Origin of the sequence: Fructilactobacillus fructivorans (assembly GCF_000814735.1) — a bacterium.
GTDB classification, from domain to species: Bacteria; Bacillota; Bacilli; order Lactobacillales; family Lactobacillaceae; genus Fructilactobacillus; species Fructilactobacillus fructivorans.
On record NZ_JOJZ01000024.1, the window covers coordinates 56,112 to 74,743 of the forward strand.

Genomic DNA, 18,632 nt, shown 5'->3' on the forward strand with positions numbered 1-18,632 from the left:
ATGAAATGGTAACTCTTAACCCAGTAGCCTTCTTTGGTACGTCTGGAGTCCCTAGATTAGATGTTTTACCATTATTTTTCGAACGATTAAACGATTATTAGATGAAGGCACCGCATGATTAACCTGTGCCTTCCTGTTATGTGGTGAGAAATTTGATCGTTAATGTTATGAACACTTGTATATTCATGAAATAAGAAAATGGAGCCACCTAACATGACGATGATCCAAAGCCACTTCTTTTTCACGATTATTCCTCCATTTCAACCATAAGATGGAATGTTTTTATTATACCATCGATTGTAATTTGGTGAAATTTGTGTCAGTCTATTTTACGAGTTTCACAAAAAAAGGTTATAATGTCCTTATAACTATTGAATTAAAGAGAGGTTTTTATATGCTTGAAAAGACGTTTTATAGTGAATTTATCAAACACAGTTTTAATATTCCACTAAAGGTAACTTACTGGGACGGTTCAACTAAGACATATGGTAAGGGTGAACCAAAAGCTCACATTACCATCCACAAAGCTATTCCAATCAAGGACATCACTAACAATGCTTCGATTGCTTTAGGTGAAGCTTACATGGACGGTGTCATCACCATTGAAGGAATCTCATTGGAAGACTTGGTTGCGGCTGCTTACCTTGATACCAGCAGTTTTCTTCATAACAAGAAGTTTATCAAATGGTTGCCAAAATCATCTCATTCCGAAGCTGCAAGTAAAAAAGATGTCCAAAAGCATTATGACATCGGAAACGAATTCTACAAGATTTGGCTTGATAAAACCATGACTTACTCTTGTGGTTATTGGGAAAGTCCCGAAGACAGTCTTTACGACGCCCAAATGAATAAGGTTCATCACATCATCAAAAAGTTGAACCCACAGCCTGGTGGTACCCTACTAGACATTGGATGTGGTTGGGGAACCCTCATGCTGATCGCGGCCAAAGAATACGACCTAAAGGTAACTGGTGTTACCCTTAGTCAGGAACAATGTGACTACGTCAACGAACAAATCAAGAAGTATGGCTTAGAAGATGTTGCTGAAGTTCGATTACAAGATTACCGTGAACTTCCAAAATCTGAGAAATGGGACTACATTACCTCAGTTGGAATGTTTGAACACGTTGGAAAGGAAAACCTCGACGAATACTTCAAGGTGGTTTCTGATCACCTCGCCCAAAACGGAAACGCTTTGATCCACGGAATCACTAGACAACAAGGTGGTGCCATCAATGGTTGGTTGAACAAATGGATCTTCCCAGGTGGCTACATTCCCGGTTTGACCGAAAACTTGGATCACATTATTGGTAACGGGATGCAAATTTACGATCTTGAATCACTAAGACGACACTATCAAAAAACTACGGAAACATGGGACAAGAATTTTAATGCTCACAGAAAAGAAATTGAAAACATGTTTGACGAACGTTTCTGTCGGATGTGGGACCTTTACTTACAAGCATGTGCCGCATCATTTAAGGTTGGAAACATCGACGTTATGCAATACTTAATTTCCAAGGGACCCGCTGGTGCTTCACTACCAATGACCCGAGATTACATGTATAAATAACTTTACAGATATTAAAAGACGTAACTTCAATTTTTGAAGTTACGTCTTTTTTATTGATTAAGTTAAAGGACAAAAGTTAGTAGAAACACGGCTGCTAATCCAGCCATCACCGAAACTAACATGGATCGTGTCCAGTAAGCAATTCCAATCACTAGCACGGCAGCAATTAGCTCTGGTCCCTGACCACTGATTGAAAAGGCATAGGATTGATTAATGAAAATATCCTTTACGACCAATGAAGTGAACAAACAGATCGGGACAAACTCCATCCATTCGGTAAACCATTTTGGAATTTTACGTTTCCTAAAAAATGCTAGTGGTATAAACCTTGGAGCTAAAGCAACTCCAAAACACAACAATATTAACAGAAAGTGCTGCATCGCATCCCATTTCATAACAATTCTCCCAACTTATTCCTTTGGTGTTCCCGCAGGGTTTTTAAACGTCTTAAGAAAAATACTCTTTTTGTGTGTCTTATGTCTTCGACTCCGAAAGTACTTATCAAGTATGAAACCGACAAATGAAGCTACTAAGGTCGCCGCTACCAATCCTAGCGTTGATTTGGTTAACACCAGGAAGAAGATCGCAAGGCCAGCAGCAAGAAATGCGATGAACACTTTTAGCAAATCCTTTAGTTGCATCACAATCATGTATAAGAAAAGTGCGGTTAATGCAAAATGCACCACGGTTAAATCGATGGTTAAAGCTGAACCAATCAAACTCCCTACCAGATTACTAATGGTCCAGAAAAACAGCGTAAAATGTTCAACTTGAAGAGCGTCCTTGGGTGTCCACTTCTTATCCGTTGAAAACTTCAGATAGTTCACGGCGTAATTCTCATCATTTAGCGAACAGGCAAAGAAGAACGTAAAAAGCGTATTCTGTCCATGAAGATACTTTGAAAGACTCGAGCCCAGCAAAGCGTATCGTAGTTCAAGGAAAAATAGCATCAAAACGATCGTTAAAAGTGGCGAATTAATGGTTAACATGGATGCAATCAAAAATTGGGCTCCACCAGAAAATACCAGTAGTGAAACCAAGATCGTGTTAAAAGTGTTAAACCCAGCCGCATGCAATAGAATCCCACAAGCTAATCCAATGGGAATATAGCTCAAATCTAAAGGAAATGAAACCTTTAAATTCTCTTTCCAAGCAGGTTCGTTAGGATTCGGTACTAATTTTGTCAATTGAAATCCTCCACTTGATTTCTCGAATAAAATATTTAAAAAAATTAATCAACTTTTTGCGTACAATGTTTATTATAAGAAAAAATGGTGAAATAACAAACCATAATTTGATTCTAACGGTAATTATTAGAAAAAGCTAACTACATCACGATACAATCTCACAAAGAAATTAACCTTATCAACGCTTTGTCCGGTAACGATTGGTGCCTTACCACCACTCTGATTTAAGAACTCAACTTTCTGATTTTTTAATCCAACTTGATTCGTTCCGATTTTTTGATTTTTCAGCACCGGAGCCGTAATTTCATTATTTTTTGAAACCTTGGGATCAAGCTTAATCTTATTGGTAAACTGAGCTGGTTGAGCAATTTTACCCCAAAGTGTGATGGATTTGGTCATTTTAACCTTAACTTCTTTTTGTTTTCCGTTCCTTACCCTTAATTTAAATTGGTCATTATCGTACTTCATGGGACGGTAGTTCTTTATGACATGCTCCATCAGCTCTTTGGTAACCACAAACCGTTGGTTGGGCTTTGCGCCCATGATGACGGTGATGATCCGATGACCATGATGATTATCTAGGGTTCCCGCAAAGTTCTCGCCCGCTTTTTGGGACGTTCCCGTCTTGAGACCATCCACATTTAAAGCCGGATCATAGTACCGCTGGCCCTTTAACATTTCGTCAGAAGTCTTAACCACTTCTTTTTGCTTCCCAGAGACATCACTGAACGTGTAACTTGCTTGCCTCGTCGTTTTCAAAATTGCAGGATCTTTGGCAATAATTTTCTGGGAAATAATGGCAGTGTCTCGTGCCGACATTTCGTTTTCGGCGTCTCCTTGAACCCTTGGTAAATTCATGGGAGCCACTTGTTCATTCGTCAGACCACACGCATTATAAAATTGAGCGTCTCTAATTCCCAGTTCCTTAGCGGTAGAACGCATCGTTTTTGCAAAATTCTGACTGTTGCCAGCAACTTTATCACCAAGAGCCATGGCACTGGCATTAGCTGATCCAATTAAAGCGGATGAATAGAGGGACTTCACCGTATACTTCTTATGAGCATCTAGTTTAACGTTGGTAAATCCCTTCTTGGTACTTAACTTAGCTACTTCTGGTGAGATGGTGACTTGATCATTCCATTTTAGTTGATGATCGTGAACTCGCTTCTGGACTATGTACGCGGTGAGTAACTTACTCATCGATGCCGCCGGCAAATTCTTGGTGGCATTTTTTTGATAAATAATTTGACCCGACTTGGCATCGACCGCAATTGCTGACTTACTGTCGATCCCATCTGAATTAGCTTGAGCAAGGGTTTCTGGCACCATCGCAATAAGCGCAACGACCATAATCAAAAATGAAACAATCAGCTGGTGGGTATTCGCATTACTTTTCTTGTTTTTCATTTGCCTCTCCTGTCATACGTTTATTTTTCTGTAACGGATGATTAACATCTAACGGAAGATAAATCTTAAATGCGGTAAGTTTTTTGGTTGACGAAACGTTAATGTATCCGCCCTGGTTCGTCACGATTTCACGGACGATGGCAAGACCTAACCCGGTTCCACCAGTCTTGGTATTTCGTGATTCTTCAACCCGATAGAAGCGGTCAAAGATGTGTTCTAGAGACCGTTTGGGAATCTGTTCCCCATCATTTGCGACCACAATTTCAACGCCATTTTTACCCTCAGGTTTAGCGGATAAATAAATGTTCTTACCACCCTTTCCGTACTTAAACGCATTAGAGATCAGATTATTAAAGACACGACCCAGGGATTCCGCGTTGGCTTTAATCCAAACGTTCTTTTTTAAGGGTTTCATCTCAATTGACATCCCATGTTTAGAAGCGTCCAGCTTAAACGATGCCTGCAATTGTTCTAACAGAGCGTTTACGTCGATATTATCAATTTCTTGTGATGGTTTCGATTTATCCCCTGCTTTAGCATACTCAAACAAGCGATCAACCAACTGTTTCATTTGTTGCGCCTTCAAATATGCAATGTGAGAGTATTTTAAAATTTCATCCTGATTTTTACACTGACCATCTTCGATAAGGCCAAGGTATCCCAAAATCGATGTTAAAGGAGTTCGAAGATCGTGGCTAACACTGGTAACTAATTTGTCCTTTGAGACCTCCACCTTTCGTTCGTCATTCATGGATTCAATTACACTATCAACCAAGGCATTAATGCTTTGGATAACCCGTTCGGTATCACCCTTCAATTCAAACGGAATTCGATGATCAAAATGTCCGTTAGCGATGTAGTGCAGCTCCGAAATGATATGACGTAGTTGCATCTGATGATAACGACGAATCAGCCGCCAGTAAATAATGATGACATCGATGACGCCCATCGCCAAGATGAAGAGGTTCTCCCAACTTAACAAATGGAAGTGCATCGGGCCAAACGTAACCGACTGTTTGATGATAAAGATCCCATCTCGAAGTCCCGGGTTACTTTCAATTGATTGGGTAATGATCACGGTAATGGCCAGGTTTAAAAGGAGTAATAAGATTAAAGTAACTACTCCCTCACCAAATAATTCAGTTTTTTCCTTTGTTGTTAATTTCAAACCACAGGTTCCTCTTTATGCTTCTACTTTATAGCCAACGCCCCACACGGTCTGGATGACTTTTTCACCACCAGTTGCCTCTTCAATCTTATCGCGTAAGTGACTTACGTGCACCATAACGGTTTTAGCGGAAATAATACTTTCCTGTTTCCAAACCCGTTCAAAAATTTCATCAGCCGAAAAGACTCGATTAGGATGACTAGCAAGAAGATACAGGATTCCAAATTCTAATGCGGTTAGCTGAATTTCCTTGCCATCATCTGTCTTCACCTCATGAGAATCCTTGTTAATGGTAAGTGGTCCCACGTTCAAAATGTCGGGCTTGGCTTTAGTAACATCGTTCTGACTCCGACGAAGTAACGAACGAACCCGTGCCATGATTTCAAGGGGGTTAAATGGTTTGGTAACGTAATCATCAGCTCCCGATACCAGTCCTTGAATCTTATCCATGTCAGCCGTTTTGGCAGATAAGACGATAATTGGAATCTGAGAATCTTTTCGAATCTCCTTAATCACATCAATTCCACTCATTCCGGGCATCATAATATCCAAAATGACAAGTCCAATGTCAGGTTCGGTTCGTAGCAGTGAAAGGGCATCATTCCCGTTATAAGCTGAAACTGGTTCATAACCTTCATTTTTAATATAAATTTCTAATAATTGTGCGATTTCTTTGTCATCATCAACAACTAAAATTTTCATTTTAATTACCTCTAATTCACTATTTTTCTTTAGTTTATCAGATTGAAAATAGAGATTAACCCAAATTGTTTTAACATTATAAACATTTAAACTTTTACATCAAAAAAATCGTAGACCGGTTGATCCACGATTAATTAATTAGTTTCGGTTTCCAGTAAAGAGTCCGTTGGTAATTGGGAAACGATGACGCATGTACAGAATTCCCGCAATTCCAATGACACCGATCACTGCATCAACGATCGGACCAGTAATTGGGTTAATTATTCTTGGAATATAAGTCCCACCAAAGAATACTAGCATCCAAATGGCAAACAATAGAACCATCATCAAAGCCCGAATAATCCCGTTGTACTTGTGTTTAACTCCAGGTGCAAAGAGGTTGGTCATCAGTGGCATCCCTGCTCCAGCAACAATTGATGAAACAATGATTCCGGTAATTCCCATGACACCACCCTTTGATGCCTGTGAGGAGTTGATGAAGAACATCGCAGCATATAAGAAGCAGAACAAAACCAAGAACCATAAGAAATTGTACGTCGCATCAATGACATAGGTCATGGGTGTCAACTTTTGTGGTTTCTTAGGTGGATGAACCGTAAGCTCGACTTTTTGCGTTACCGTGCCGTACAAGTTCTTAGCGGTTACCCCACGCTTCTGGGCCTTCTTTAATTCATCAACCATCTCACTAATCTTAGTAGCCTGTTTTTCTGGTTCCAGCTTGGTCTCAGACAGTTCCTGCTTGAATTTGTACATATACTCAGCGTTTCGCTTGGTTAGACCAACGTGATCAAATTGCTCCCGTTCAGCAATCTTAGTGTTTGAGTGATGTTGATGTTGCTTAGCTTTCGCATTTCGTTTTCGATTGTCTTCCTCGCTCATAGTTTCCTCCTAAACGTTGAATCTAAATTCAGCAATGTCACCGTCTTGCATGACGTAGTCCTTACCTTCAACCCGTAGTTTTCCAGCATCCTTAACAGCATTTTCACTACCATACTTATCAAGGTCATCAAATGACATGATTTCTGCTCGAATAAATCCACGTTCAAAGTCAGAATGGATAATACCAGCTGCTTGAGGAGCTTTGGTTCCCTTCTTAAAGGTCCAAGCTTTCGTTTCCTTACCACCGGCGGTAAAGAACGTTTCAAGACCGAGTAATTTGTAAGAAGCCCGAATCAATTTGTTTAATCCTGGCTCAGTTACGCCTTCCGCTTCAAGAAAATCAGCCTTATCATCGTCGCCTAGTTCCGCAATTTCTTGTTCGGTTTCAGCCGCAATGCCAATGGCCTGGGCTCCATGTTTTTTAGCGTAGTCATTAACCAGCTTAAAATACTTATCGCTAGCAGGATCAGCCATTGAAGCTTCACTAATGTTAGCAACATACAAGACCGGTTTCGATGTTAACAGGAACAATCCCTTCACGATTTTCTGCTCATCTTCATCAAAATCAATGTCACGAACTGCGCCGCCATCTTCTAAAACCGGTTTAATTTTATTTAAAACATCCAGTTCTTCTTTGGCTTCATCAGATCCCTTGGCAGCTCTTTGAACCTTACCAATTCGTTTATCAACGGCATCCAAGTCGGCAATTCCCAATTCGACGTTGATAGTTTCAATGTCACCAACTGGATCCACTTTCCCAGTTACTGAGGTAATATTGTCGTCGTCAAAAGCACGTACCACGTGCACGATGGCGTCAACCTGACGAATATTTTCCAGGAACTTGTTTCCAAGTCCTTCACCTTTACTTGCACCTTTTACGATTCCCGCAATGTCGGTAAATTCAAAGGTGGTTGGTACCACTTTCTTGGCTGGAATTAGTTCTTGAATCCGATCCAGTCGTTTGTCTGGAACTTCTACCATTCCAACATTTGGATCAATCGTTGCAAAAGGATAGTTAGCCATTTCGGCTCCAGCCTTTGTAATGGCATTAAAAAGTGTTGACTTACCAACGTTCGGCAACCCAACGATTCCCGCTGTTAAAGACATCCTGTTTACCTCTTTTTAATTAATTTTCTGCGTGTTTCTCTAATACTTTTTTTAAACGTTTCTCAAATTGTCGTCGACTAATCATAACGATATGGCCGCATCCCGTGCACTGCACCTTAATGTCGGCACCCATTCGAATGATTTCCCATCGATTGGTTCCACATGGATGAGGCTTCTTCATTTCAACGATATCATGCATTCCATACATAAAAATATCCTCCCTAGTCGAGATGAATATCCAATAAATCTAAAATCCGGTTTAAATCATCAGTTGACATATAATCAATTTGGATCTGACCCTTACCAGCTTTAGTATTCGTTTCGTTGATCAATACTTTAGTGCCAAACTTATCCTGAAGCTGATCCTCACTCTCTTTAATGTAGGGTGATTTGGTTCGCTTGGTCGGGCGCTTGTTTTTCGTTGAATTGGACTTATTAGCCTTGGCAATTAGTTTTTCTAACTGTCTAACCGTCAGGGTTTCGTCCTTAGCCTTTGCAGCTAGACTCAACAGCTGAGACTTCTCTTTTACCGAAAGCAAAGCTCGCGCCTGTCCCATTGACAACTGCTTTCGTTGGAGCATTTCTTTCACTGGTTGAGGAAGTCCCAATAACCGTAAGTAGTTGGCGATGTATGGTCGACTCTTACCTAATCGTTCTGACACCTGAGCCTGCGTTAGATTCAGTTTAGTCATTAAAGTATCATAGGCCTGAGCTTCTTCTAACGGATTGAGATCTTCTCGCTGTAAGTTTTCCATGACAGCAATTTCCATCATTTGTTCTTCAGTAGCATCACGAACAATGGCTGGGATCTTGGTCTTAGCGGCAGCTTTTGAAGCCCGAAAGCGGCGCTCACCAGCAATAATCTGGTAACGATTCTTATCAGTGTCATGTCTGACAATGATTGGCTGAAATACCCCTGATTCTTCAATCGATTTCGTTAAATCATCCAGGGCTTTTTGGTCAAACTTCTTTCGTGGTTGATAGGGATTAGGTGAAATCTTAGTTAGGTCAAGATCAACGACCGCTTCGTCATCATTGTTAACGTCATTGTCCTTAAACAATGCCTCAATTCCACGTCCTAAGCCCTTGCTATTTTTGTTGGTCATGGGCAGCTAACACTTCCTTTGTCAATTCCATGTATACTTTGGCACCTTTTGATTTAGCATCGTAGTCAATGATTGGTAATCCGTGACTGGGTGCTTCCGATAAACGAACGTTTCTTGGAATAACGGTCGTATATACCTTATCCTTAAAAAACTTACGAACTTCACTATTAACTTGTGCTCCAAGATTAGTACGGGAATCAAACATCGTCAATAACACTCCCTCAATTTTAAGATTGGGGTTAAAGTGTTTTTGGACTAGTCCAATGGTATTGAGCAATTGACTCAATCCTTCCAGAGCATAGTATTCCGATTGAACCGGAATAAGGATTGAATTACTTGCGGTAAAAGCATTAATTGTAATTAGTCCCAGAGATGGTGGACAGTCAATCAGAATATAATCATATTGATCAGAAATACTATCAAGTGCCGACTTCAGTCGGGTTTCTCGTGCCATCATGGGTGTTAATTCAATTTCAGCCCCAGATAGTTGGATGGTGGCAGGAACGATATCAAGATTTTGGTGTGAGGAGTGTAAAATGACGTTTTCAATTGGCTCTTCGTTAACTAAAACGTCATAAACATCCTTATTAATTTTTTGCTTGCTCAGACCAACTCCGCTGGTGGCGTTTCCCTGTGCATCAGCGTCAACCAGTAGAACTCTTTTACCTTGAGTAGCAAGATCAGCACCCAAGTTAACAGCCGTGGTAGTCTTTCCGACCCCACCCTTTTGGTTTGCAAGCGATATAACGGTTCCCATGTTGTTCCCTCCTTGTTACGTGATTACTTAAGTGGATCCTTATTAGGGATTCCAGCTTTTCTTGGATATTTCTTTGGTGTTTCCTTCACTTTATCAATCACAATGATGTTACGAACTTCGTTGTTTTCCGGTAACTTGAATTCGAAATCGTCTTCAACTTTTCCACCTAAGGTTGTAATGGCGTGCTGAGCCGCCTTTAATTCTTCGGGAGCTCGAGCCGCTTTTAACGCAATCAATTTGCCACCGATTTTAACCAATGGCAAACACAATTCTGAAAGAACGCTTAGACGAGCAAGAGCTCGGGCCGTTGCAAAATCAAACTTCTCACGATCCTTCGATCGTTTCCCACCGAACTCTTCGGCGCGGGCGTGAACCAACCGCACGTCCTTTAATCCCAGTTGGTCGATTAATTGTTGTAAAAAGATAATTCGTTTGTTGAGTGAATCCACGATGGTAACCTGTAAATCAGGATTAATAATCTTAAGTGGAATGGAGGGGAAGCCAGCTCCTGCCCCAACATCCACGATTGATTTATTCTGAAGTAATTCAGGAATGTAGAAGGCTGGAGTAAGTGAATCATAAAAATGTTTGAGATACACATCATCTTGTTCCACAATGGTCGTTAAGTTTACCTTTTGGTTGTAAGCAACCAGTAGCTTGTAATAAGTGGCAAACTGCTGCTCCTGTTGACCCGATAACGGCAGGTCATGCTTTTCCAATGCGGCTTTAAATTGTTCTGGATTCATTAGACTCTCCCACGATGAACAAAACGCTTCCACGTTCTGTTTCATCTAATTCAACAAATTAGATTCTTATTTCATTATAACGAAATTTTAAAGTTTTCGTTACCAAAAAAATAAAAAAGTCGAGAGATTATCAAGTGTCTAACTTTTATAGAGCACTTCAATCCTTCTCGACTCTTTACTACTTTTTCATATTTTGAACTTCTGTTTTAAACCAGCGGTTAAAAGCAGCAGCATCAATATCAACGGCCACATCAGCGTTGGTTTCACCATTATGATAAGCGCCCCGAATGTCACCAACCGTCGCACCATTAGCGGGTCCCGTAGTTTGAATATCAATCCACATTGGTTCAGTGGTGAGATCTTCGGGATGAAGCAGGTAGAAGATGGTATTAACGTCATGCATGGCGACGCCGTTCTCGCTTTGATCACCATCGCTGGTAATAATATCATGCAACATCTTTCCCGCTCGATTCATATTCTGAATCTCTTCTAGGGTTTCATTGGTTAGGAGAGCCTTTTTCGTAACATCCAAGCCAATCATCACAATGGGAACGCCACTTTGATACATGATTTTAGCAGCATCGGGATCGGTAAAGACGTTAAATTCTGCCGCACTGGTCATATTACCACGTCCCAGAGCGCCTCCCATTGCCACAATTCGGCTTAATTTAGATTTAACTTCGGGATATTCTGAAAGAAGTAGGGCTATGTTAGTGTAAGAACCAGTCGCAACTAGCGTCACCGGCTCCTCACAATTCATGATGTGTTCGTGTAAAGCTGCGACCGCCGTTTTCTTTAACGGTGATGGTAAATCATCAGAAAACTCATAGCCACGCATTCCCGACTCTCCGTGAATGCGAGCCGCGTCTTCAAATGGTTTCACCAGCGGGTCTTGTGCTCCGGCAGCTACTGGAACAGTATCACCATCATGAAAAAAGTTAATGATCTTGAGCGCATTAATCGTGGTTTTATCAACCGTCACGTTTCCAGAAACGGTCGTTACCAGGTCAACGTCTAGTTCCGGATCATTTAATGCGACTGACAGAGCAGCTGCATCATCGATACCTGGATCCATATCCATAATGATTTTTTGCATAATATCCCTCCGTTACGATTATGTGATTATCATTTAATTTTACCACACGCTTAACCTTATTCTTACTTTTGAAGCCAACAAAAAAGAGCCCGCTAAACGGACTCTTTCCTTAGATACGGAATTAAACTCTTAGAGGGACGTTTAACCTTAGCTAAAATGCCCAGTCCGTCTAATACCGTTCCACCAATCACACTGACACGATCAATATCCTCAATGTGTTTTCCATTCGATTGATTATCGTATAGCATTACTGGTAAAATCTTGTAAGTTGATAGTCCATCCTGGGTCTGCGAATCACCTACCCGACTGGACGTCACAATTAATAAATCATCATCTTCAAGGGAATCCATCAGTTCACCCAACATGACGTCGACCTTTTTTAATTCAGAAGAAAATTGGTCAAGGTCGCCCTCCATGGCAGCCGCCTGCAATTCTGGAACTTGAGCGTAAATGAAACCACTTCGCATCTTTTCCAGTTGCTGGTTCAGTTCCACAAACGTTGCCGTATTATTTGGGACCTGGATTCTTTTAGAGAAGTCCTGGACCTGAAGGTATTCCACAAACCGTGAAATGATGACCGAACTCTTTTGGGCTTTGTAAACCTCTTCAAATACGCTTGAAACGCGCGAATTAACGGCACAATCAAACATTTCACGCAAACCAGACGCTGGCTTATTTACTACCGAATTAGTCCGAACCAAACCATATGCGCCAACCGGATTAACTTCATCTGAAGAATGGTCACCGTTGAAAAAAATGTTGAAAAGTCCTAAACGTCTAAGGGTCGGTAAATCTGACTTTGAGGACTGATTCAAAACGTGTGAAAGGATGTTGTCGCTTGAGGCGTTAAGTTGTTCTGCCTCGTTGTCCGAGCGTAAACCAAGTGATGCCAAATCCACAACAATTACTCTTTTATAACTCACGTTTTCATCTCCCGTACTCAATAAAATTTAATTGTATACTATCATGCAATAATAAGCCGCCCATGTCAATTGACTTAAGGGGTAGAATAAAAGTATCAAAATTTAAAATCGAGGATTAAAAATGAAACCAATTAACGAAGACAACATCATCTTACTAGGAGATTCTTTAACCCGTGGTTTCGATGGGGAAAGGGATCTCGTTTATAACTGGCCGTACTACTTAGGCCAATTTTTACCATTTAAATCAATCACTAACGCCGGTCAGAACGCTGGTACGATCACCGGTAACTGCGAGTTAGACTTGACTTATCAGGTTGATCACCACGACTTCAAGAACTACGAGCTGGCCACGATTTTTTACGGTACCAATGACTTTGCCCATCGTTATGAAACTCTGGAAGTAGTGGGAAGGATGCTCGACCAGAACATCAAACAAATCAAGGCCGAAAATCCCTCCATTATGATTTTAGGGATCCTGCCATTAAATCGCTTCGATGGTGGGTCCGATAATTATAATGTGGAAGGACTTGCTCATTACACGTTTGGTCAATTACTAGATCGTCTCATCAAAATCTATCACCAAAATAACATTAACGTCTTGAACTGGCGGAAAGTTGCCCCTACTTTGGTTGATAACAGCAACTATCAAACTCGCCTAAATGATCATCGGCTCCATCCCAACTCATCAACCTACAAAATGATGGCCAAGATCATCGCAGAATTTATTCAAAAAAACGTTAATCAAAAAGAGCCCTAATCGGCTCTTTTTTAATTATTTCACTTCATCCAGATTTTGCAGTTGAAGCTGACCATCAACAGATTGTTTAACGTCAGCCCGATAATTGGCGGCTTTAGTGGTCTGTTGACCATTATCATCGGTCGTTTGGGTCTGGACCTCAAACTCAACGTTCGCTTTACCCTCACCGGTACTTTGCACTTTTTTAACGTTGGCCGTAATTTTACGATCCTTAATCTTATCAGTGTGATCCTGCTTGGCAATCGCAATCATTTTGCCATAAGCAGGATTCTTTTTCCCATCAATAAAGTTTTGGTCATACTGAGCCTTATCAGCCGAGGCATCGTCAGAAACATCACCGTTAATGGGATCCCAGATGGCGTTGATCAGGTTGCTAGCCGCTTTCTTATCCACTAACTTGTCAAACTTAATGGTAATTTGGGAGTTGTCATTTTTCATCGTAAGGTACTGTACCTCACTTTGCACGGGCTTGCCATTCACACTCAAGGTGGCCCAAATTGATGAATTGGCATTAATTGGTAGGTTCTTAATCTTGGTTTTTCCACTTTTATCAAGGTTAACAATGGGATGATTGTCAACGTACACCACGGCACTGGGCACACTTTTAACCCGAAATGAAACCACCTTAAAGTTCAAGTGAGCCGTGTCATCTGATTCCAGTAGACTAAACTGTCCGTTCGTTTCAAGTCTTTTCCCGTTTGCTTCCGCCGTAGCAGTAACCTGATGGACTCCTGGAATTAATTCTTTAACCTTTAATTCACCATGATCGTCAGTCTGACCAGCCTTTTTCCCGTCGACCGTTACCTGAGCGTGTGGCAAATTAGTTTTAACACTTGGTGCAACTGGTTTGACCACTAACTGGTAACGGGGAAAGACCAAGAAGTTTTTCCCCGTTTGTTCATAAGAAAAGGCTTGGCTGATTCCATCTCCACCACTCATCTGCATTTTAAGATTACTAATGGCACTGGGATGCTGATCAAAGTAAGTCATCACGGGTTGAACGGTTCCTTCATCAGGAGTTCCCTTTTGACCCGCAATTTTGATGTTTGCCATGACGCTTTTTTGCTGATGACCCTGTAATGCGCTAATTAAACGCTCTCCACTCGCTTTCTTAGAGTAATAGTTGGTTCCAACGATCCCAATCGTAACAACAATTATAATTTCAAGAACTATCAGGAACGCCAGAAACTTATGTGATTTATGCTTTGTATCCACGTGTACTTCCACCCTTTATATCAATATAGGGAAATCATAACATACGCCAAATAAAAAGAAACGGAGTGAATGCTCCGTTTCTTTTAGGTTTGATTAACTATTATCGGTACTGTCTGACACTTTTTTAGTTGATTGATTACTCTTGATAACAAACGGTAAAGCATCTGAATTATCACTTCCCGGTTTCTTGACCAGAATCGCATTGTACTCAAAGGTTTGGTGATGAACCGAAACCCCATTATCATCATTATAGAAGGTGTAATCAACGTGATAAGTGACCTGAGTCTCACCACTATCATAGGGAGCCACGGAGTCAGTTGTCTCTTCCGTATCAAAGGTATCAATCTTATCGTTATCGTTATAACTCTTTACCATCTTCAACATATCCTGACAGGCTGGATTATCGTTTCCACCATCAAAATATTTGGAAAGATCGACTCCATTATCAGCACCACTAGCGTCAGTCCACAGGCCATGTAAAACCTGATCCGCCTGGTCCTTCGTAGCAATTCCATCAAATTTTGGTTCGATCGTATTGTTATCGTCGGTCTCCTTTAGACTATATGGCTTACTAGCAATAAGCTTTCCGGACTTCCCTTTCATCTGAACCTGGACGTTCATGTTAGTACTGAAAGGATAATTAGAAAGTTTCAGGTTGCCATTATCACCGATGGTACCTACCTTCTTATTTTGAATTAATACGTCTGATCCCGGTTGCCCCTTCACTGTGAAGGTGATGATACGAAGCGGGAGAGATACCGAACTAGCCCCATCAATCCAATTAAACTGACCGTTATTGTGCAGCTCACGTCCGTTCACTTTACCAGACGTCGTAATGTTATAAAGGCCGGGAGCAAGTGGTCCAATCTTCTTCGACTTTTGGGCTCCCATGTTGCTAGTAACCTGTTTACCGTTCACACTTAATGAGACCCCGTTAAGATTAGTAGAAACGTTAGAATAAACGGGTTTTACCATCAGTTTATAGCGAGGAAAAATTAGCCATGCGTTCCCATCCTGCTTGAACTGTAAGTTATCAGTTACTGGGCTGTCATTATCCCGCATAAATTGACTTCTTAACTTCGACAATTGATCCTTGTTACTAGCGTAGTAGTTAATGGTGGGTTTCATTGCCGCTCCACTAATTTTGAAGTTGGGATCATTTGTTTCCGCCATGCCTGCCAAACGCTTTTCCTGATCATTTTTCATCGCTGAAATGACCCGATCAACTTGGTTAGTCTTGGAATAGTAACTTCTACCAAAGAAGTAACCACCGATCAGTGCCACTACTAGCACTACTACGACAATCCACACCACTTTTGTTAGTGGTTTCATTTTCTTATTTCCACGGGGATGATTCCCATTACTGGTCCGACGCGGTGGAACGTTGTCAGCGACAGTTTGATGCTGACCTCCGCGATGAGCCTGTGATCCACTGGGAGTTAATTTATATCCACAGTTCGGGCAGAACTCATCATTGGCATTAATCCGATGTCCACAATTGGGACAAAAAGAAGCTTCTTCACTCATTTTCTTTCCTCCTAGTAGTCTTGATTCAATGAGTCCATAAATCTACCAATTAATTCTTGGCCTAGATTAGACAGTTGAGAAGATAGACTACCCCACAAAAGACTGACACAAACAACCGCAACGATGGCCACGACAACGGTAATCACTAATAAAACGTAAAAACGATCGACCGAACCGAAATCCTTTGAGACCAACACCTCATAGGTTAACGCCCATCCTGAAATGGTAATGGCCAAGCTCACCAGGTAGAGTCCAATCCACATTAAAATTCCAGCTGGCATCACAGCGGCAAAGATAATCCCTACCAGCAATAAAATAATGCCAACGTTCAAAAAACGACCATACTCATTCGTATACTCACTCAAACTCATGGCGTTGTTCATGACAAAATGAATGCCAACGTAGCCCAAGATCCAAGATAGTAACCCAAGAAGTGCGATGATTAATCCCAGTCCCATCAAGCTGGTATTAAATACCCTGTTAATTTTATGAAGAACCGAATACGGGATGGATTCATTCGCCAAACCTCCATTGATTCTCATGGCTAAAACGAACGAAACTAGCCAAGTTAAAACGGTAAAAACACCTAGGGAGATGTAACCAAGATACTTTTCACCTGGAACTTCGTACTTAACGGGATGTTTTACCGATGCTACAAAGTAGGTAAAAACGTTGTTCAAGCCATTAGTAGCGTCCGACTGAGGACTACGTGGTTGTTGCTTTTTCTTTGATTCATTATGTACGTTACTGCTGTTACCAGTGAGCTTAGTTCCACACTTAACGCAGAACTTAGCTCCCGGCTGGTTATGAAAGTGACAATTGGGACATTCATTCATGTTCATTCCTCCATTGAATAAATTGTTAAGATTTTCTTACGTTTACATTATCACATACTAATCAATTCAAGAAAAGGTTGGTCAGTTACATAAATAAAAAAATCAATTAATTAACCTTAGTTAGCCATGGCATAATAGGATTTTGTCGTCATCAAGGCTGAGTCTCTTCTACTACAATTAACTTTTACATCATTTAATTGTTGATTATTCACATTATTTATTTATAATTATTATTATAAGATAATTAAGGAGGAATCATCATGATTTACAGTACTGGAAATGATGTTTTCATCGATAATCAAAGACTTTATAATACCGTTCAAATGGAGATGCAAAACTCAAATAACTTTTACGAATTCGCCGTTCACATTTCTTATGCCTTAAAGGGAAAACTGTCCATCAAGGAGATCGCCCAAATCATTGAAGCCGCTAGTAATAATAATCTAAAAGTATCGGAAAATATTAATGTTTGTCCAAAAGCCTTACAAGAAGCAATGGATAAATCTCAATATTTATAGAATCATCCTTACTTTTTAAAGGCTAAGGATGGTTCATTTTCTCCAAACGTTGCCGAAACGTTTCTCTCATACTATGATTAAAGTAACAATTAAAATTTTACTTATTTAAATGGAGAAAAAATGAAAAACCAACGTAAAATAATCCGAAATGTTAATGACATCATTTGTGGTCTGGCATTAGTGATCGCCATCATGTTTGCCCATTTCAACATTCTACTGATCACCGTCCTAGTCGTCTTCATTGATGAAATATGCTGGGGCATGTTCGGCAGAACCACCAAAACCAAATGGTATTTAGCAGCCGCCATCATGGGGTTGATTGGTGCCGTTGGTTACAACTTCATCTAAAAATTGGCAAAAAAATACTAGGACACATGTGTCCTAGTATTTTTACGTTCAATTAAATTATTCTTTTTCCATTTCAGTTTGGCTGACCCATTGATGGTTCACGTATTCTTTACCACCATTAGTTGGAGTGAAGGTAACAGCATAAGCAGGACCGTCACAAACTTTCACGATCTTACCTTTGGCACCTTTCATTCCCTTCATGTGATCGGCTTCAACGGTGACTTTTTCACCCTTCTTCAAAGCAGCTCCTGGTTTGTCAGCCTTGAGTTGATTCTTGGTAACAAATTCATGGTTCTTAACTTCTGCCTTACCATCGGTTGGCTTGTAGTCAATTACATAAAGTGGTGAATCATAAGCGCCAGTAACTTTGGCCTTGGCGCCTTTCATCCCTTTCATGTGATCGGCATTTAATTTAACCTCAGAACCAACTTTGTACTTCGGATTTTTAGCAGCTGTAAGATCAGTTGGCAGTGCCATCTTGTGCTTCATTTGCATGTTCATGTCCATGGACTTATCACCTTTGGTCTCTTTCATGTCTTTTTTGCTCATAGTCTTTTCACTACTGCTACTAGACATCTTAGATGATGAGGATGACTTTGAATTACTCTTGCTTTCACCACAACCAGTAAGTACTAGTCCAACACTAGCCACGGCGGCTAGTGTAAATAACGTTTTCTTCATTTTCATTTTGAAGAGCTCCTTTGATATTTTATGATGTTTCAACTTTTAAGATAGCACCGTTCCCGTCAAATAGGTATTAAAACGTTTCAATATAAGTTT

Annotated in this window: 21 protein-coding genes; 4 read left to right on the forward strand and 17 right to left on the reverse strand. The window is 40.6% G+C overall.

Features of this window, described 5'->3' with window-relative positions:
- Positions 1 to 394: 394 nt before the first annotated feature.
- Complete coding sequence (locus tag LfDm3_RS06015; protein WP_039145013.1) at positions 395 to 1,573, forward strand: SAM-dependent methyltransferase; 1,179 nt, start codon at positions 395 to 397, stop codon at positions 1,571 to 1,573.
- Positions 1,574 to 1,635: 62 nt separating this feature from the next.
- Here the strand turns inward: LfDm3_RS06015 and LfDm3_RS06020 are convergent, their stop codons facing one another.
- The 13 genes from LfDm3_RS06020 to LfDm3_RS06080 form a co-directional block, all read right to left on the reverse strand.
- Positions 1,636 to 1,968, reverse strand: a complete 333-nt coding sequence (locus LfDm3_RS06020; RefSeq protein ID WP_039145015.1) for an AzlD domain-containing protein — start codon at positions 1,966 to 1,968, stop codon at positions 1,636 to 1,638.
- Between the two features lie 15 nt (positions 1,969 to 1,983).
- Positions 1,984 to 2,760, reverse strand: coding sequence for an AzlC family ABC transporter permease (locus tag LfDm3_RS06025; protein WP_039145017.1), 777 nt, complete (start codon positions 2,758 to 2,760; stop codon positions 1,984 to 1,986).
- 126 nt (positions 2,761 to 2,886) lie between these two features.
- Positions 2,887 to 4,167: a D-alanyl-D-alanine carboxypeptidase family protein gene (locus LfDm3_RS06030; RefSeq protein ID WP_052236636.1), complete on the reverse strand. Its 1,281-nt coding sequence runs from the start codon at positions 4,165 to 4,167 to the stop codon at positions 2,887 to 2,889.
- On the reverse strand, positions 4,148 to 5,335 hold the full coding sequence (locus LfDm3_RS06035) for a sensor histidine kinase (protein ID WP_039145019.1): 1,188 nt from the start codon (positions 5,333 to 5,335) through the stop codon (positions 4,148 to 4,150). The genes LfDm3_RS06030 and LfDm3_RS06035 overlap by 20 nt, the downstream gene beginning before the upstream one ends.
- Before the next feature lie 15 nt (positions 5,336 to 5,350).
- Positions 5,351 to 6,037: a response regulator transcription factor gene (locus LfDm3_RS06040; RefSeq protein WP_039145020.1), complete on the reverse strand. Its 687-nt coding sequence runs from the start codon at positions 6,035 to 6,037 to the stop codon at positions 5,351 to 5,353.
- 138 nt (positions 6,038 to 6,175) lie between these two features.
- Positions 6,176 to 6,916, reverse strand: coding sequence for a DUF1129 family protein (locus LfDm3_RS06045; protein WP_039145022.1), 741 nt, complete (start codon positions 6,914 to 6,916; stop codon positions 6,176 to 6,178).
- A 9-nt stretch (positions 6,917 to 6,925) separates the two neighbouring features.
- Complete coding sequence (gene ychF / locus LfDm3_RS06050) at positions 6,926 to 8,023, reverse strand: redox-regulated ATPase YchF (protein WP_039145023.1); 1,098 nt, start codon at positions 8,021 to 8,023, stop codon at positions 6,926 to 6,928.
- Between the two features lie 19 nt (positions 8,024 to 8,042).
- The gene (locus LfDm3_RS06055) at positions 8,043 to 8,231 is read right to left on the reverse strand and encodes a DUF951 domain-containing protein (RefSeq protein ID WP_010022893.1); all 189 of its coding nucleotides are present in this window, start codon (positions 8,229 to 8,231) and stop codon (positions 8,043 to 8,045) included.
- A 13-nt stretch (positions 8,232 to 8,244) separates the two neighbouring features.
- Positions 8,245 to 9,129 (reverse strand): ParB/RepB/Spo0J family partition protein, encoded by an 885-nt coding sequence (locus tag LfDm3_RS06060; RefSeq protein ID WP_010022894.1) that lies wholly within the window; start codon positions 9,127 to 9,129, stop codon positions 8,245 to 8,247.
- A complete protein-coding gene (locus LfDm3_RS06065) occupies positions 9,113 to 9,886 on the reverse strand; it encodes a ParA family protein (protein WP_039145026.1) in 774 nt (257 codons plus the stop codon). The genes LfDm3_RS06060 and LfDm3_RS06065 overlap by 17 nt, the downstream gene beginning before the upstream one ends.
- A 23-nt stretch (positions 9,887 to 9,909) precedes the next feature.
- On the reverse strand, positions 9,910 to 10,632 hold the full coding sequence (rsmG, locus tag LfDm3_RS06070) for a 16S rRNA (guanine(527)-N(7))-methyltransferase RsmG (protein WP_039145027.1): 723 nt from the start codon (positions 10,630 to 10,632) through the stop codon (positions 9,910 to 9,912).
- A gap of 178 nt (positions 10,633 to 10,810) precedes the next feature.
- Positions 10,811 to 11,731, reverse strand: a complete 921-nt coding sequence (gene rihC, locus LfDm3_RS06075; protein WP_156112366.1) for a ribonucleoside hydrolase RihC — start codon at positions 11,729 to 11,731, stop codon at positions 10,811 to 10,813.
- An 89-nt stretch (positions 11,732 to 11,820) separates the two neighbouring features.
- Positions 11,821 to 12,651, reverse strand: a complete 831-nt coding sequence (locus tag LfDm3_RS06080) for an alkaline phosphatase family protein (protein ID WP_039145030.1) — start codon at positions 12,649 to 12,651, stop codon at positions 11,821 to 11,823.
- A gap of 121 nt (positions 12,652 to 12,772) precedes the next feature.
- Here LfDm3_RS06080 and LfDm3_RS06085 point away from each other — a divergent pair, with 121 nt between their 5' ends.
- On the forward strand, positions 12,773 to 13,408 hold the full coding sequence (locus tag LfDm3_RS06085; protein ID WP_039145031.1) for an SGNH/GDSL hydrolase family protein: 636 nt from the start codon (positions 12,773 to 12,775) through the stop codon (positions 13,406 to 13,408).
- Between the two features lie 15 nt (positions 13,409 to 13,423).
- Here the strand turns inward: LfDm3_RS06085 and LfDm3_RS06090 are convergent, their stop codons facing one another.
- From LfDm3_RS06090 to LfDm3_RS06100, 3 genes are all read right to left on the reverse strand, one after another.
- Positions 13,424 to 14,623, reverse strand: coding sequence for a zinc ribbon domain-containing protein (locus tag LfDm3_RS06090; RefSeq protein WP_039145033.1), 1,200 nt, complete (start codon positions 14,621 to 14,623; stop codon positions 13,424 to 13,426).
- A gap of 93 nt (positions 14,624 to 14,716) precedes the next feature.
- Positions 14,717 to 16,150 (reverse strand): zinc ribbon domain-containing protein, encoded by a 1,434-nt coding sequence (locus tag LfDm3_RS06095; RefSeq protein WP_039145034.1) that lies wholly within the window; start codon positions 16,148 to 16,150, stop codon positions 14,717 to 14,719.
- A gap of 11 nt (positions 16,151 to 16,161) precedes the next feature.
- Positions 16,162 to 16,986 (reverse strand): zinc ribbon domain-containing protein, encoded by an 825-nt coding sequence (locus tag LfDm3_RS06100; protein WP_039145036.1) that lies wholly within the window; start codon positions 16,984 to 16,986, stop codon positions 16,162 to 16,164.
- Between the two features lie 260 nt (positions 16,987 to 17,246).
- Here LfDm3_RS06100 and LfDm3_RS06105 point away from each other — a divergent pair, with 260 nt between their 5' ends.
- Both LfDm3_RS06105 and LfDm3_RS06110 read left to right on the forward strand, forming a co-directional pair.
- Positions 17,247 to 17,504, forward strand: coding sequence for a hypothetical protein (locus LfDm3_RS06105; RefSeq protein ID WP_039145038.1), 258 nt, complete (start codon positions 17,247 to 17,249; stop codon positions 17,502 to 17,504).
- 120 nt (positions 17,505 to 17,624) lie between these two features.
- On the forward strand, positions 17,625 to 17,852 hold the full coding sequence (locus tag LfDm3_RS06110; RefSeq protein WP_039145039.1) for a hypothetical protein: 228 nt from the start codon (positions 17,625 to 17,627) through the stop codon (positions 17,850 to 17,852).
- Positions 17,853 to 17,909: 57 nt separating this feature from the next.
- Here the strand turns inward: LfDm3_RS06110 and LfDm3_RS06115 are convergent, their stop codons facing one another.
- A complete protein-coding gene (locus tag LfDm3_RS06115) occupies positions 17,910 to 18,539 on the reverse strand; it encodes a YdhK family protein (RefSeq protein ID WP_052236637.1) in 630 nt (209 codons plus the stop codon).
- Positions 18,540 to 18,632 lie beyond the last annotated feature (93 nt).

Bases quoted from the DNA above. Each gene is read 5' to 3' on its own strand.
- LfDm3_RS06015 (WP_039145013.1), top strand. From the start codon at position 395: ATGCTTGAAAAGACGTTTTATAGTGAATTTATCAAACACAGTTTTAAT.
- LfDm3_RS06020 (WP_039145015.1), bottom strand. From the start codon at position 1,968: ATGAAATGGGATGCGATGCAGCACTTTCTGTTAATATTGTTGTGTTTT.
- LfDm3_RS06030 (WP_052236636.1), bottom strand. From the start codon at position 4,167: ATGAAAAACAAGAAAAGTAATGCGAATACCCACCAGCTGATTGTTTCA.
- LfDm3_RS06040 (WP_039145020.1), bottom strand. From the start codon at position 6,037: ATGAAAATTTTAGTTGTTGATGATGACAAAGAAATCGCACAATTATTA.
- LfDm3_RS06045 (WP_039145022.1), bottom strand. From the start codon at position 6,916: ATGAGCGAGGAAGACAATCGAAAACGAAATGCGAAAGCTAAGCAACAT.
- ychF (WP_039145023.1), bottom strand. From the start codon at position 8,023: ATGTCTTTAACAGCGGGAATCGTTGGGTTGCCGAACGTTGGTAAGTCA.
- LfDm3_RS06055 (WP_010022893.1), bottom strand. From the start codon at position 8,231: ATGTATGGAATGCATGATATCGTTGAAATGAAGAAGCCTCATCCATGT.
- LfDm3_RS06060 (WP_010022894.1), bottom strand. From the start codon at position 9,129: ATGACCAACAAAAATAGCAAGGGCTTAGGACGTGGAATTGAGGCATTG.
- LfDm3_RS06065 (WP_039145026.1), bottom strand. From the start codon at position 9,886: ATGGGAACCGTTATATCGCTTGCAAACCAAAAGGGTGGGGTCGGAAAG.
- rsmG (WP_039145027.1), bottom strand. From the start codon at position 10,632: ATGAATCCAGAACAATTTAAAGCCGCATTGGAAAAGCATGACCTGCCG.
- LfDm3_RS06085 (WP_039145031.1), top strand. From the start codon at position 12,773: ATGAAACCAATTAACGAAGACAACATCATCTTACTAGGAGATTCTTTA.
- LfDm3_RS06095 (WP_039145034.1), bottom strand. From the start codon at position 16,150: ATGAGTGAAGAAGCTTCTTTTTGTCCCAATTGTGGACATCGGATTAAT.
- LfDm3_RS06100 (WP_039145036.1), bottom strand. From the start codon at position 16,986: ATGAATGAATGTCCCAATTGTCACTTTCATAACCAGCCGGGAGCTAAG.
- LfDm3_RS06105 (WP_039145038.1), top strand. From the start codon at position 17,247: ATGATTTACAGTACTGGAAATGATGTTTTCATCGATAATCAAAGACTT.
- LfDm3_RS06110 (WP_039145039.1), top strand. From the start codon at position 17,625: ATGAAAAACCAACGTAAAATAATCCGAAATGTTAATGACATCATTTGT.
- LfDm3_RS06115 (WP_052236637.1), bottom strand. From the start codon at position 18,539: ATGAAAATGAAGAAAACGTTATTTACACTAGCCGCCGTGGCTAGTGTT.